Below are 15241 nucleotides of genomic sequence, written 5' to 3'. Positions count from 1 at the left end.
ATTCCAATAAGCAGGGATGGCACACTTGTAAGTGGTACACTTTCGTAGTAAGGAAAAAATGACTACATTTATCGGCGATTGACTGCTTATGAAAAATGTATGACCATTAGCCTGCCACATATTCAGCAAGGTATATATGCCGGAAATGAACAATACCTGGCAGAACTATACAAATTATTCAGCAAACGGCTGCACCATTTCTCCCGTGCAATCACCCGCTCGCCTGAAACTGCTGAAGAAATTGTAGAAGATGTGTTCGTAAAATTGTGGAGCAACCGCCATCGCATAAACGAAATCGAGAACCTTACTGTATATTTATATGTGGCTGTCAAGAACAGATCGTTGAATGCCATTGCCCAAAAAGCAACGGAACTTATCAGGGCGCCCTTCGATGACCTGGATATCGAAGCCGGCGAAATTGCTGCCGATCCTTACAACCTGCTGGTAACTGCCGAAATGATGAAACGCATGCAACAGGCAGTTGATAATTTACCACCCCGCTGTAAAATGATCTTCAAACTGGTGCGTGAAGACGGCCTCAAACACCGCGAAGTAGCCGAAATTCTCAATATTTCCGTCAATACGGTAGATGTTCAAATGGCCATTGCCATAAAAAAGATCTGCACCGAGTTGCAGGTTAGCAGAATACAAAATACAGCCGAAGGCCGAAAGCTAAAAGCCTAAAGTAAATACAGCTGCAAGCGAATACAAAATACAGCTGCAAGCTGCAAGCCTCAAGCTGCAAGCGAATACAAAATACAGCTGCAAGCTTCAAGCTTCAAGCTGCAAGCGAATACAAAATACAGCTGCAAGTTTCAAGCGAATACAAAATACAGCTTCAAGTTTCAAGCTGCAAGCCTCAAGCAATACAGCTGCAAGCTGCAAGCGAATACAAAATACAGCTGCAATGACCATTCGTTATTCTTCTGTTTTCTGTATTCCCTTTCTCATTGTTCATTTTTTATTCCTCATTTCTCATTTCCTGTATTCCCTTCTACATTCAACATTGGATATTCGATATTCAACATTCCCCTGTCTTCCCTGGAAATTCGTCATTCAATATTTTTTCTAAAAAATCTCATTTTCTTTTAATGGTGTTTTCAAAAACGCCTGTCCATATAGTCATAAACGCATTTGGCGCAAATGGAAACACCCGAAAGAATCTGGTTTTTGTTGTCTCGCAGTTTGAGCGGAGATGCTACGGAACAGGATAAAGAAGAACTGAATATCTTATTACAACAGCATCCCGAACTGATGCAGCAGTATGAAATGCTGCACCAGTTATGGTCTGTGAACACGCCTGTACATGAAGAGCCCGCCGCTGAGGACAAGGTAAGCCGCATACTGCAATTAGCGGCTGCCGAAACTGCGGTAAAGCAGGAAGGCGGCCAGGTCATTCGCATTGGAAAATGGCGGAAAATATATTGGGCGGCTGCCATTGTAACCGCCATAGGCGTGGGAACCTGGTTGTTTGCGGCCTGGAAGAAAAAACAAAATACGCTTGCTGCCAATGAAGTGGTAGCACCGAAAGGAAGTAAAACAAGAACTATTCTGCCCGATGGTTCAACCGTTTGGTTGAATGCCGGCTCCCGCATCGTATATGCCAGTTTCAACGGCCCGGTGCGTGAAGTTACACTGGAAGGTGAAGCTTATTTCGATGTGGTGCATGTAACCTCGGCTGCCACGCAGCAGCGGAAACCTTTTATTGTTCATGCCGGCAGCATAGATATAAAAGTATTGGGTACGGCCTTTAACGTTAAGTCGTATCCCGAAGAAAAAACCATTGAAACTACGCTTATCAGGGGTTTGGTACAAATCACCCGCAAGGGCGATAAAAGCGGCGGGCCGGTATATCTGCATCCCAACGAAAAGATCGTGTTGCCTGCCAACGGCGCAGATGCAGGTATAGTGAAGAATCCGGCTTCCACCGCTTCTTTTCAAACAAACCAGCAAATAATAAGGATCGACAGCACGGTAAAAGAGAACGAACATCCTGAAACAGCCTGGGTATTTAACCGGCTCGAATTTCGTGGCGACAATTTCGAGCAGTTGGCCCTTAAACTGGAAAGATGGTATAATATCAGGGTTTACTTTGAAGACGATGCCGCCCGGCACCTGGTATTTAACGGTTCCCTGCAAAACGAAACGGTTGAACAGGCTTTTATGGCATTGAAAGAAGCTGTTCCTTTTGAAGTATCGATCAATAATAATGAGGTGTTTATAAAATCGATAAAATAAATATGCATCCTACGTAAGCAAAAAAAACGGAGAATGTTGGCGCATTCTCCGCGAATTACAGGTTAAAATTTTCGGTGTTTTATTCTCTCGATCCCGCTGGCAGGCGGGAAGGGATAGTGATTTCTTAACCCATAATAATACTAATGTATGAAAAGTTTTATAACGGGTGTAAAAAACCCGTTGCTTTCCAATGCGCTGCTTGTTATGAAAATGACTTCTTTCTTATTGCTTGTTTGTGTGCTGCAGGTTTCAGCCAGGGGATTCGGCCAGGAGAAGCTGAACCTCCGGTACAAAAATGCCGAAATTGCCGGCATCCTTATCAATATTGAAAAGCAAACAAACTACCGCTTCCTGTACAACAACCAGTTAACGGGTATCAGGCAAAAAGTGACCATCAACCTCGAAAACGTCGACATTCGCCAGGCATTAGACAATCTGTTCTCTCAAACCATACTCACTTACCGGTTCATGTCCAACGGGCTCATCGTTATCAATGAAGATGCCCGTAAGCAAAATGCCGAAAAAAAAGTAACCGGTAAAATAACTGACCCAAACGGAGGTCCCCTCTCAGGCGTAACGGTGACCATAAAGGGAAAAGCAAAGGCCACCACAACAAATGAGCAGGGGGTATTTACCATTACAGCGGAGGACGATGATATACTTGTATTTTCCTATGTTGGCTACGAAAGCCAGGAAATAAAAATAGGCGACAAAACACAGATCAATCTTTCCCTTGTATCTACCGCATCGAGCCTCGAAAATATTGTGGTGATCGGTTATGGCACCGTAAAGAAAAGAGACCTTACCGGTTCCGTTGTTTCATTGAAAAGCGATGAAGTAAAAAAAGTGCCGGCAGGTAACGTAATGGAAAGTGTGCAGGGTAAGGTAGCCGGAGTTGATATCACCCGCACCAGCGGCGGCGCCGGTTCAAACGTAAATATTACCGTACGTGGTAACCGCTCGCTGCTTGCCCAGAACAACCCATTGTTTATAGTGGATGGCATACAGTATTCGAACTTCCAGGATATAAATCCCAACGACATACAATCGATGGAAGTGTTGAAAGACGCTTCTTCTACCGCTATTTATGGTTCCCGTGGCGCTAACGGCGTAATTATCATTACTACAAAAAGAGGCCAGGCCGGCAAGGTGCGCGTAGGCGCCAATGCCTATTATGGTATTACCAAACTCACCGGCTATCCCCGCCCCATGAACACACAGCAGCTGGCCGATCTGAAAAGGCAGGTGGCCCGTACCGGTGGAGCCTGGAGCTCGCCGGCCGATGATCCCACCGTTTTCGGCGCTGCTTACCAGGCGGTAAGGGATGGCGTAAATATCGACTGGCCCGGATCGATACTGCATGATGGTTCGCAACAGGATTATGGCGTGAACGTGGCTGCCGGTTCCGAAAAAACCAAAGTGTTCTTTTCGTTTGATTATTTCAAAGAGAAAGGCTTGCTGAAGAACGACAAGTCTGGCCGGTATACTTTCCGGTTGAATATCGATCAAACCATTGTCAGCACCTTAAAAGTTGGGTTGCAAAGCCAGGTCACCTACTATGATGAGAACCGGCGGGCCGACAATGTATTGACATCCGCCATGAAAGTATTCCCGTACTATACTCCATACAATGACGATGGTACTTTGTCGAAGAACCCGGGAAGCGGCGCACAGGCCAACCCGCTGCAGAATGATGTGCCGGGCAATTATATTAACCAGTTCAACACCACCCGTATTTTATCATCAGCATATGCCGAGTGGAAACCCCTGAAGGATCTTACCCTGCGCAGTAATCTCGGTATAACCAACAGCAGTTCCCGCAACGGGCAGTTCAGTCACGAGAACAGTATCGACAGATACCTGGCTACGGGCTCTATGTCGCGGGTGAACAATACCACCCAGGTTGATATCCTTTGGGAGAACATTGTTACCTGGCAAAAGAAAATAAGCGAGCACAATCTCGATGTAATGCTGGTGACCAGTTATCTTTCCAACAAACAGGATAGTTCATACGCTACCGGTACCGGGCAGCTTTTACCCGGCCAGTCGTGGTATGCGTTGATCAGTAATCCATCAAACGTTAGTATCTGGAGTAATTATGTGGGCAGTAACCTGATGTCGGGTGCTTTCAGGCTGAACTATAGTTACCAGGGTAAGTACCTTGTTACGCTTACGGGCCGTGCAGATGGCGCCTCCCAGTTATCGAAACAAAACCGCTGGTCTTTCTTTCCCTCGGCAGCTTTTGCCTGGCGCGCGATTGACGAGAATTTTATGGCAGGCCAGTCTACATTCAGCGATCTGAAACTGCGGCTTAGCTATGGCGTTGCCGGTAACGCTGCGGTAAAAGCCTATTCAACGCAGAGCGGTCTGATACTGATCCCCTTCTCATGGAACGATCAGTCGGCGATCTCTTATGGTCTCGATCCGCAAACGGGTAATCCCGATCTGAAATGGGAGCTTACCGCTACCAGCAACATCGGGCTCGATTTCGGAATATTGCAAAACCGCATTACGGGTAGCGTGGATTTCTATGATTCCAGAACGCGCGACCTGCTTTTGCCCCGGGTATTGCCGCCAACTTCAGGCTACCAGAAAGTAGTGCAGAACGTGGGCAAAACCCGCAACAGGGGTTTTGAGATCGCGCTGCGCACTATAAATATTAAATCGAACAATTTTTCGTGGGCGAGCAATATCACCTATACACGCAATAAAGAACGCATTGTTGAGCTGGTTGGTAAACAAAACGACATTGCCAACGGATGGATAATAGGTTCTCCTACCAAAGTGTTTTATGATTATGAAAAACAGGGCATCTGGCAAACCGCCGATTCGGGCCAGGCAGCAGTGTATGGAAGAGTACCCGGCGATATCAGGCTGAAAGACCTGAACGATGATAAACAAATAACGGCTAACGACGACCGCCGGGTAGTAGGTGTTGCCGTTCCGGATTACAGTGTTGGTTTCAGCAACGACTTTACCTTTAAGAATTTCGATGTGAACGTGTATGTGTTTGCAAGAATGGGCCAAACCATCAATTCCGATTATGCTGCCAAATATGAGATCAACGGCATTGAGAACGGCGCCAATGTGAATTACTGGACGCCGGAGAACCCCAGCAACGATTATCCACGGCCAACCTCTAAAACATCGCGCACCCAAATGTACGGTGGTACTACACTGGGTTATAAAGACGGCTCGTTTGTGAAGATCAGGAATATCACCCTCGGATATACGCTGCCCAAAACGCTTACCCAAAAGTTTGGGGTGGGCAGCTTGCGCTGGTATGTAAGCGCCAGGAACTATTTCACATTCTCTAAAATAGACGATTATGACCCCGAAGGGGAAGGTTCATTAGACCGGCCATTGAATAAATTAATTGTTACCGGCCTGAATCTTGAATTTTAACAGCACCGGGCATTGCGCCCTTTTATATAGATCTCTTAATTGAATCAATCGCTTTGAAATGAGAAACAATATAAATAAGATCTTGCTTGTGCTGCTGACAGGGGCAGTCATAAGCGCCTCATGTGATAAAAAATTAGAGGAGTATAACCCATCCGGCATTACCTCTTCTACTGCATATACTACAGCCAAAGGCTTTGAAACGCTGGTAAATGCCGCCTATACCTACACCCGTTTCTGGTACGGAAAGGAAGAAGGTTACCAGATCTCGGAAATGGGTACAGATATCTGGACCGGCGGTACCGGCGATGTATACCCTGCCCTGTCAACTTATAAAGACCTGCAGGGGAACCTGGCTGCATTGTCGCTTATCTGGACCAATTTTTACGCTGCCGTAAACCTGTGCAATACCGGTATCGCCGGCATAGCCAAAGTAACGGATTATACCGCACAGCAGAAAACCGCCCGTGAAGCCGAACTACGCTATTTACGGGCTTTTTATAACTGGCATATCGTAGAAGTGTGGGGCGGAGTGCATTTTACAACAGAGCCCAATGCAGGGGCGGTTACAAGCGCCAATAAAACACCGGTTGAAACTTTTTACAAACAGATCTTCGAAGACCTCGATTATGCTGTGAAAAACCTGCCGGCCACTTCCGCAGAATATGGCCGTGCCACCATACCTGTGGCCAAAGCCTTCCTGGCCCGGATGTACCTGACCCGGGGTATGAACCAACAGGCAATGGACATGGCAAATGAAGTGATCAACACTACCAGCTACGGTTATCAACTGGTTCCGAACTATGGCGACCTGTGGAATATGGGCAATCTGAAGAATAAGGAAGTGATATGGGCCGTCGATTACAGCACTAACCTTACTTACAACGACCTTCGCACATCAGCCTATCCTTACGGGCATCCCCGCGGTTCAAACAGCGGGCATTTGCTGTTCCTGATGGTATATGACCAGATAAACTCAAACATCCTGTTCAGGGATGTGAACAATGGCCGGCCATTCAACCGCTATATGCCAACCAAGGCGCTACTCGATCTGTTCAACGATAAGATCGATTCCCGCTACCGGTCGTCTTTTCAAACCGTATGGTATTGCAATAAAGCCGGTACGCAGAAAGGCAACCTGTTCAACCCCGGCCTTACTTCAACTTTTAAAATAGGCGATACCGTAGCGTATTGCGCCAAAGACACGCAGAACGTTGCCGAAATGAATGCAAAGCCATATACGACGTACGATATGCCCCGGGTTTATACCTCAAACGGCGGTACAGACGAGAGAAAGAAATTTTATGTGTCGTTGAAGAAATTCAAGGATTCTACACGTGCAGTGCAGGGCGAAGCCCAAAGCGCCAGGGATGTTTTTGTAATTCGTTTGGCCGAAATGTACCTGATAGCTGCTGAAGCAGCGTTCAAACTGGGTAATCCGGGACCGGCAGCTACTTATCTTAACAAGATCCGTACGCGGGCCGCTATTCCAGGCCAGGAAGCGGCGATGCAGGTGTCGGCATCGGATATAACCCTCGATTTTATACTCGATGAGCGGGCAAGAGAACTTGCCGGCGAACAATTGCGCTGGTTCGATCTGAAGCGAACCAATAAATTGATCGACCGCATCAATAAAATGAATCCCGATGCGGCAGCATTTATAAAACCTTTCCATACGGTAAGGCCCATTCCGCAGATCCAGATAGATGCGGTTACCAATAAAAGCGAGTTCACTCAAAATGAAGGATACCAATAGGAACTGGTTACCAGGTACCGGTTACCGGTTATTTAACAGGTATAGAACAAAACGGGATGTGTGGTTTGCATAGTATTGACCTTTCAGGGGCCTGTAGAAACCGGCAGTTTTGGGAGAACCTGCCCGTTCTCAGGTGCTGAGGTCAAAGGATTTAAGGTGAAGTTCAACATGGGGAACAACCACAAACTATGAACTACAAACCACAAGCTCTTCCAATCTTCTTGCTGGCAGTCGCGTAAAGGGGTATGGTTCTGGGTAATTTTACGCTGATTGCCAGCATTTTATTTTCAACCCGTATGTTATCGTTGCCGGTAACGTTTGCGTAAATAAAATTCCATATTCGTTTCGGCGGGTTTAAATATCTGTGTACACTTGCCCTGAAAAACAGGTATTATGAATGGTTGCAGGTTGCAGGTTCCAGGTTTCAGGGAGGTATTCCCTGTATCCTGCAACTTGTAACTTGTAACTTTCATCTATTGAAACGATTGTATTGCTACGCGCTGATAATCACCTTTTCCAAAATTACTGCAGGCGTACGCACCGATCATTAAATCATCGGTTTGGTTCCCCGGGGCTCATACCTTTGCATTTTAAAAATTATTGAAGAAAACAACGTGTAATGAACAATTGGTTTAAAGCAGCAGCAGTAATTGGTTTAATGGCATGTTCTTCTGGTATATGGGCACAAGGCAGGTTGCCGGTGATACAGCAAACCAGTTTTAGAAAAGATTCAGTTTACATTACAAAGTTTGGAGCCATTGCTGATGGCCAGACGTTGAACACGAAGGCCATCAATTCTGCTATCGATGCCTGTAATAAGAAAGGGGGCGGGGTAGTGGTTGTTCCTGCCGGCTTATGGCTTACCGGCCCGCTGGTGCTGAAAAGCAATGTGAACCTGCACCTGAAAAAGGGCGCGTTATTACAATTCACAAAAGATTTCAGTGAATATAAACTGGTAGCAGGTAATTGGGAAGGATTACCGCAAATGCGTAACGAGTCGCCCATTTCGGCTACCAATGCCACCAATATCGGTATCACCGGCTATGGCGTAATCGATGGCGGCGGCGAGGCCTGGCGCCAGGTAAGAAAAGAAAAACTTACCGAAAGCCAGTGGAAAAAATGGATCGCCTCCGGCGGTATTGTCAGCGAAGACGGCAAATCGTGGTATCCCTCCGAACAATGGCTGAAGCCCACTAAAATGAAGAATCCCGGTGAGATCACCCCCGACAGAACACCGGAATATTATAATAGCATTAAAGATTTTCTGCGTCCCAACCTGGTGGTGATCACAAAATGCAAAAAGATCCTGCTCGAAGGGGTAACCTTTCAGAACTCGGCAGCCTGGTGTTTGCACCCGTTGATGAGCGAGCACCTCACCGTAAGGAACGTTACGGTACTGAATCCCTGGTTTGCACAGAACGGCGATGGTATTGATGTGGAAAGCTGTAAGAATGTGCTGATAGAGAACTCGAAGTTTGATGTAGGCGATGATGGTTTGTGTATGAAGAGCGGTCGCGACCGTTGGGGAAGAGAAAGGGCCATGCCTACCGAGAATGTGATCATCCGTGATTGCGAAGTGCGTCACGCGCATGGCGGTTTTGTGATCGGCAGCGAAATGAGCGGCGGCGCCCGCAATATGTGGATCAGCAACTGCACGTTCATTGGTACCGATATCGGTTTGCGTTTTAAAACAACCCGCGGCCGCGGCGGTATTGTAGAGAATATCAATATCAACAATATTCAAATGATCGATATCCCCGGCGAAGCGATCCTGTTCGATATGTATTATATGTCGGTTGACCCGGTTGCGCTCGCCGGTGAAAAAAGAGAACTGCCAAAAGTAGAGACCCTGCCGGTGACCGAAGCCACTCCCCAGTTCAGGAATTTTGTGATAAAGAATGTGGTTTGTAACGGTGCGGCCAAAGGCATTTTCATTCGCGGTTTACCCGAAATGCATGTAAAGGATATTCACCTCGAGAACATGGTGCTGCAGGCCGAAAAAGGCATCGATTGCCAGGAAGCATCGGGCATTACCTTTAAGAACATAACGATACTGAGCAACCACACCAATCCCGTTGTAGATATCATCAACAGCGACCGCCTTACTTTCGATAAGCTGAATTATAAAAAGGATTCGGAATTATTGTTCAGAGTGGCCGGTGAAAGAACAAAAAGCATCAATATTCAAAATACCGATGCTTCAAAAGCCAAAGAAAAGATCCTGTATGAGTTTGGGGCTTCTGAACAAAATGTGACAATAAAATAAATAACAAGCATTAGTTAAGTATAAAACTGTTACAGGTTTTAGGTTTAAAGGTGTGCCACGGTTACCCAGGCGACGCAAACGAACCGTGGCACACCTCCTGCGCATCCCCTGAAACCTGTAACTTGCAAACCTGAAACCTGTTCAAAAAAATAACCATGAAGATCTCACACGTATTGTTTGTCATTAGCAGTGCAGTTTCAATAAACGCCTTCGCCCAGCAGGGTACAGCAGTATCGGGCATAGTGCCAGGTAAAGAGAACTGGTCGCAGGGTATGGCTGCTTCGGTTATGAGCTGGTGGAACGATTCTGCCGCCAAAAAACCTGGTAAATGGAGCTACGACATGGGCGTTGTTTTAAAAGGGATGGAATCGTTGTGGAAAGCCACCGGCAACCCCGCCTATTTCAATTACATTCAAAAAAGCATCGATGCATGGGTCGACGAAGATGGCAACATAAGAGGATATGAACCCCATGAATATAATATCGACCACGTAAATAACGGTAAACAGTTATTGCTTTTATACCGGGTAACCGAAAAAGCAAAATATAAAAGAGCGGCGGAGCATTTGCGCGCCCAGTTGCAAACACACCCCCGAACCAACGAAGGCAGCTTCTGGCATAAAAAAGTGTACCCCTGGCAGGTATGGCTCGATGGGTTGTACATGGGACAGCCATTCTATGCCGAATATGCCATGCTGTTTGGAGAAGATACTGTTTTCAATGATATCACCCGCCAGTTTGCAGCCATAGAGCGGCATGCCCGCGATCCCAAAACAGGGTTACTGTACCATGGCTGGGATGAATCGAAAGAACAAAAATGGGCCAATAAGGAAACCGGCCTGTCGCCCCACATCTGGGCCCGGGCATTAGGCTGGTACGGAATGGCTATGGTTGATGCGCTGGATTATTTTCCTGCCAGTCACCCCGGCCGCGATACCATCATCGGCATCCTGAACCGCTTCACAAAAGCCATTACCAAAGTACAGGACGCCAAAACCGGTTTGTGGTACGATGTGATCGATATGCCGAACGAACCTAAGAACTACTTCGAGGCATCGGCATCCGCCATGCTGGTATATACCATGGCAAAAGGCGTTCGCAAAGGGTATTTGCCTGCCACGTACTGGACCAATGCGCAGAAAGGTTATGCCGGCATTCTGAAAAGGTTTGTCGATAAAAATGCAGATGGCCAGGTACAACTGAAAGGCACCGTAAAGGTTTCAGGTTTGGGCGGCAAACCGTACCGCGACGGGAGCTTTGCCTATTATATGAGCGAACCGGTGATCGTCAACGACTGGAAAGGCGTTGGCGCCTACCTGCTGGCCGGTGCTGAAATGGAAAATTATCCTTCGGTATTTCCCGGTAAAGGCAAAACCGTAACGGTTGATTACTATTTCAACCACGAAGACAAAAAAGAACTGAACGGGTTCAAATACCCCACGCATTATACCTGGAACGAAATGAGCTATAACGGGTTCAGCTACCTCGGTGATATTTTCAGCAGTTACGGCGCAAAGCTCAGTACGCTGGAAGAGGCGCCCACGGCAGCCAACCTGGCAAAAAGCGATGTATATATCGTTGTTGACCCCGATGGGTTAAAAGATAACAGGAACCCGAATTATGTGCAGGAAGCCCATGTAAAAGCTATTGCCGGCTGGGTTAAGAAAGGCGGTGTGCTGGTATTGATGGCCAACGACAGCTTAAACTGCGACCTGTTGCATTTCAATAAACTGGCCAATACCTTTGGCATCAACTTCAGTAACCGGGGCCGCAACTTTGTAAAAGGCAACCAGTACGAAACCGGCGCCGTGCCCATTCCTGCCGGCAATGAGGTGTTCAAACAAACCAAAAAAGCCTATCTGAAAGAGATCAGCATAATTGAGGCAAAAGCACCCGCCAAACCGCTGGTAAAAGTGGAGAACGATATCATAATGGCAGTGGCAAAATATGGCAAAGGAACCGTGTTTGCGGTTGGCGATCCCTGGCTGTACAATGAGTACACCGATGGCCGGAAGATCCCCGCTGAGTATGAAAATGCCAAAGCAGCTTACGAACTGGCCAAATGGCTGCTGCTGCAGACATCGAAGAAGTAATATATTAGCCGCTGGTCATCACTACGATGCAAGCGGTAAAAACAGCAGGGGCAAGGTAAGTGCAGGACAGGTATTAGCCCGGAACGATAGATATTGCAAAGTTGAACTGTAAGGCTGTTCAATAAAACGATCACCGATCATTAAATAAAGAGATTTTTAAATTTTAAACGCGTAGTGTATGATCCTTTCGAGGTATAACCTGAAAAATATCAGTGCGCAGGACGTAGTAACGCCTGCTGAATCAATATTTGATCTTCCTGAAAAAGTATTACAGTTCGGCACTGGCGTATTGTTGCGCGGGTTACCTGATTATTTTATTGATAAAGCCAACCGCCAGGGCGTTTTCAATGGCCGGGTGGTAGTTGTAAAATCAACCGACAGCGATTCTTCCGCATTCGATAAACAGGATGGATTGTACACGCAATGCGTGCGTGGTTTGGATAACGGCAAAACAGTGGAAGAGAACATCATCAACTCCTCTATCAGCCGCGTGCTGAGCGCAAAGGATGAGTGGAGCGAAATACTGCAATGTGCGCACAATCCGAACATGCAGATCATCATTTCAAATACTACCGAGGTAGGTATTCAGCTGGTACAGGACGATATCCATCGCCTGCCGCCCGTTTCGTTTCCCGGCAAACTGCTGGCCTTCCTGCTCGAGCGCTACAAGGCTTTCGACGGCAGCCGCCAGAGCGGTATGGTGATCGTGCCCACCGAACTGATCCCCGATAATGGTAAAAAACTGGAATCGATCGTACTGGAACTGGCCCACCTGAACGGCCTCGACGATACGTTCATTCAGTGGCTCGAGAACTGTAACTATTTCTGCAGTTCCCTGGTCGACCGTATCGTTCCCGGCAAACCCGACAGCGCCTTCCGCGAAGGGCTGGAGAAAAAATTTGGTTATAAAGATGAGCTGCTCACCATGTCGGAGGTTTACCGCCTCTGGGCCATCGAGGGCGGCGAACATATAAAATCGGTGCTTACTTTCGCCCCGGTTGATGAAGGCGTGGTAATTGCACCCGATATCAACCTGTTCAGAGAGCTGAAATTACGTATGCTGAATGGTACGCATACCTTGTCGTGCGGACTGGCCTACCTGGGCGGTTTCGGAACCGTGAAGCAGGCTATGGACGATTCAGGTATGCAAACATTTATCAGCCGGCTGATGTTAAATGAAATAGCTACAGGCATTCCCTACGATGTAGAGCAGGGCGTATCCCAAACATTTGGAAATAAGGTACTGGACCGCTTCGCCAACCCGAATATCGAGCACCACTGGATAAACATTACCATGCAGTATACTTCAAAAATGAAAATGCGTAATGTGCCCGTGATCCTTAAATATGCAGAACGGATAAATGCAGTGCCGGAGAATATTGCTCTGGGATTTGCCGCTTATCTGTTATTTTTGAAGCCCGTAACTAAAAAACAGGATAAATTTTACGGCGAATGGCAGGGTAAGGAATACCATATCCAGGATGACTTTGCGGCCTATTTCTTTGAAAAATGGAGCAAATCGACACCGGCTCAACTGGCCGATGAAGTTCTGGCCGACACTGCCCTGTGGGGCGCCGATCTGAGCGCAATTCCCGGCTTTGCACAGGCGGTGAAAGACAATATGGCCTCATTGCTGGAAGCCGGCGTAGCTAAAACAATTCAAACACATCAGACCAAAAAAGTATTGGCGTAATGAAGAAAAAGGTCTTAAAAGTTCATGAAGATGATAATGTGGTAGTAGCACTTACCAACTTATCAAAAGGTGAAACGGTATCACTGAACGGGCAGGAGTATACATTGCTTGAGGATATCACTGCCAAGCACAAATTCGTAGCTACCGATCTGAACGCAGGCGACTCCATCATTATGTATGGCGTGCTGGTAGGAAAGGCGCAATCGCCCATTAAAAAAGGCGGCCTTATTTCTACAGCCAATGTAAAACACGCAGCCAACGATTTCGAGATCAGCGCCAGGCGCAATACCAACTGGAAAAAGCCTGACGTTTCAAAGTTCGCCGGCCGCACCTTTATGGGCTATCATCGCCCCAATGGCGAGGTGGGAACCGCCAACTACTGGCTGGTGATTCCCATGGTATTCTGCGAGAACCGCAACCTCGATGTGCTGCAGGAATCGCTGGTGCGCGACCTCGGTTACGGCCGTAACAAAAAATACAAATACCAGGCACAGCAACTGATAGAATTATACAAGACCGGTAAAAGCGTGGAAGACATTCTGAATGCAGATATTCGCGCCGAAGCCTCGGAAGAACAGTCAAATCGGTTATTCCCCAACGTAGATGGTATTAAATTCCTCAACCACGAAGGTGGTTGCGGCGGCACCCGCCAGGATGCGCAGGCATTATGCGGACTGCTGGCTGGTTACATTACGCACCCCAACTGCGCCGGCGCTACCGTGCTGAGCCTTGGTTGCCAGAATGCGCAGGTATCTATTCTCGAAGAGGAGATCAAAAAACGCGACGCAAGTTTCGCAAAACCATTGTACATCCTGGAGCAACAAAAGATCGGGCTTGAATCTGATCTGCTGGCTGCTGCCATAAAACATACTTTTGCCGGTTTGATCCTTGCCAACCAAACCAAACGCGAGCCTGCACCGCTGAGCAAACTGTGCATTGGCCTCGAATGCGGTGGCAGCGATGGCTTCTCCGGTATTTCAGCCAACCCCGCTATCGGTTATACCTCCGATCTGCTGGTAGGCCTTGGCGGTTCGGTAATTCTTTCTGAATTCCCCGAACTGTGCGGTGTTGAGCAGGAACTGAGCGACCGTTGCATACAGGTAGATGTGGCCAAACGCTTCTCGCACCTGATGAAGACCTATAATGCAAGAGCCGTAGCCGTAGGCAGCGGTTTCGATATGAACCCTTCGCCGGGTAATATCAAAGACGGTTTGATCACCGACGCTATTAAATCGGCCGGCGCCGCCAAAAAAGGCGGTACTTCACCGGTAGCCGATGTGCTCGACTATCCCGAAAAAGTAACCAAACCCGGTTTAACGCTGTTGTGCACACCCGGAAATGATGTGGAATCGACCACAGCCGAAGTGGCCGGCGGCGCCAATGTAGTGTTGTTCACTACCGGTTTGGGAACACCCACCGGTAACCCCATTGCACCCGTAATTAAATTATCGAGCAATACCGCTTTATATAACAAAATGCGTGATATCATCGATATCAACACCGGCACCATCATCGAAGGGGAGGAAACCATTGAGCAGGCTGGTGAGCGCATTCTGGACTATGTGATCAAAGTGGCCAGCGGTGAACTGGAGATAAGCGCCGTTCGGCATGGGCAGGATGATTTCATTCCCTGGAAGCGGGGAGTTTCACTCTAGTTCTCAGTTCATAGTTCTCAGTTCATAGTTCATAGTTCATAGTTCTGAGGCCCCTGGTTTAGGATTTTATTATTTTTAAAATAGCAGGCGAATGGTGAATGCAGCGAGTCAACTCACCTATTATCATTCACCATTCAC

8 protein-coding genes are annotated in these 15241 nt (G+C 47.4%); all 8 read left to right on the top strand.

Translation table 11 applies throughout. The features are described from left to right. Positions 1–99: 99 nt before the first annotated feature. A complete protein-coding gene (locus tag A4R26_RS23665; RefSeq protein ID WP_081169014.1) occupies positions 100–684 on the top strand; it encodes an RNA polymerase sigma-70 factor in 585 nt (194 codons plus the stop codon). A gap of 489 nt (positions 685–1173) precedes the next feature. Next, a complete protein-coding gene (locus tag A4R26_RS23660; protein WP_165760393.1) occupies positions 1174–2238 on the top strand; it encodes a FecR family protein in 1065 nt (354 codons plus the stop codon). A gap of 147 nt (positions 2239–2385) precedes the next feature. Continuing rightward, complete coding sequence (locus tag A4R26_RS23655) at positions 2386–5643, top strand: TonB-dependent receptor (protein ID WP_081169012.1); 3258 nt, start codon at positions 2386–2388, stop codon at positions 5641–5643. Between the two features lie 58 nt (positions 5644–5701). Next, complete coding sequence (locus A4R26_RS23650) at positions 5702–7396, top strand: RagB/SusD family nutrient uptake outer membrane protein (protein ID WP_081169011.1); 1695 nt, start codon at positions 5702–5704, stop codon at positions 7394–7396. A 619-nt stretch (positions 7397–8015) separates the two neighbouring features. Further along, positions 8016–9662, top strand: a complete 1647-nt coding sequence (locus A4R26_RS23645) for a glycoside hydrolase family 28 protein (RefSeq protein ID WP_081169010.1) — start codon at positions 8016–8018, stop codon at positions 9660–9662. Positions 9663–9817: 155 nt separating this feature from the next. After that, positions 9818–11755 carry a glycoside hydrolase family 88/105 protein gene (locus A4R26_RS23640; protein ID WP_081169009.1) on the top strand — a complete coding sequence of 646 codons (1938 nt, stop codon included), beginning with the start codon at positions 9818–9820 and terminating at the stop codon, positions 11753–11755. 178 nt (positions 11756–11933) lie between these two features. Then, the gene (locus A4R26_RS23635) at positions 11934–13448 is read left to right on the top strand and encodes a tagaturonate reductase (RefSeq protein WP_081169008.1); all 1515 of its coding nucleotides are present in this window, start codon (positions 11934–11936) and stop codon (positions 13446–13448) included. Then, positions 13448–15103, top strand: a complete 1656-nt coding sequence (locus tag A4R26_RS23630; RefSeq protein WP_081169007.1) for a UxaA family hydrolase — start codon at positions 13448–13450, stop codon at positions 15101–15103. The genes A4R26_RS23635 and A4R26_RS23630 overlap by 1 nt, the downstream gene beginning before the upstream one ends. Positions 15104–15241: the final 138 nt, after the last annotated feature.

This window comes from Niastella populi (assembly GCF_002078015.1).
Classification (GTDB): Bacteria; Bacteroidota; Bacteroidia; order Chitinophagales; family Chitinophagaceae; genus Niastella; species Niastella populi.
The sequence above is the reverse complement of the archived record's forward strand: the minus strand, read 5'-3'. Positions and strand labels throughout refer to the sequence as shown.

What these genes read in the sequence shown, in the direction of transcription:
- A4R26_RS23665 (WP_081169014.1), top strand. Translation starts at nt 100, where the DNA reads ATGACCATTAGCCTGCCACATATTCAGCAAGGTATATATGCCGGAAAT.
- A4R26_RS23650 (WP_081169011.1), top strand. Translation starts at nt 5,702, where the DNA reads ATGAGAAACAATATAAATAAGATCTTGCTTGTGCTGCTGACAGGGGCA.
- A4R26_RS23640 (WP_081169009.1), top strand. Translation starts at nt 9,818, where the DNA reads ATGAAGATCTCACACGTATTGTTTGTCATTAGCAGTGCAGTTTCAATA.
- A4R26_RS23635 (WP_081169008.1), top strand. Translation starts at nt 11,934, where the DNA reads ATGATCCTTTCGAGGTATAACCTGAAAAATATCAGTGCGCAGGACGTA.
- A4R26_RS23655 (WP_081169012.1), top strand. Translation starts at nt 2,386, where the DNA reads ATGAAAAGTTTTATAACGGGTGTAAAAAACCCGTTGCTTTCCAATGCG.
- A4R26_RS23645 (WP_081169010.1), top strand. Translation starts at nt 8,016, where the DNA reads ATGAACAATTGGTTTAAAGCAGCAGCAGTAATTGGTTTAATGGCATGT.
- A4R26_RS23630 (WP_081169007.1), top strand. Translation starts at nt 13,448, where the DNA reads ATGAAGAAAAAGGTCTTAAAAGTTCATGAAGATGATAATGTGGTAGTA.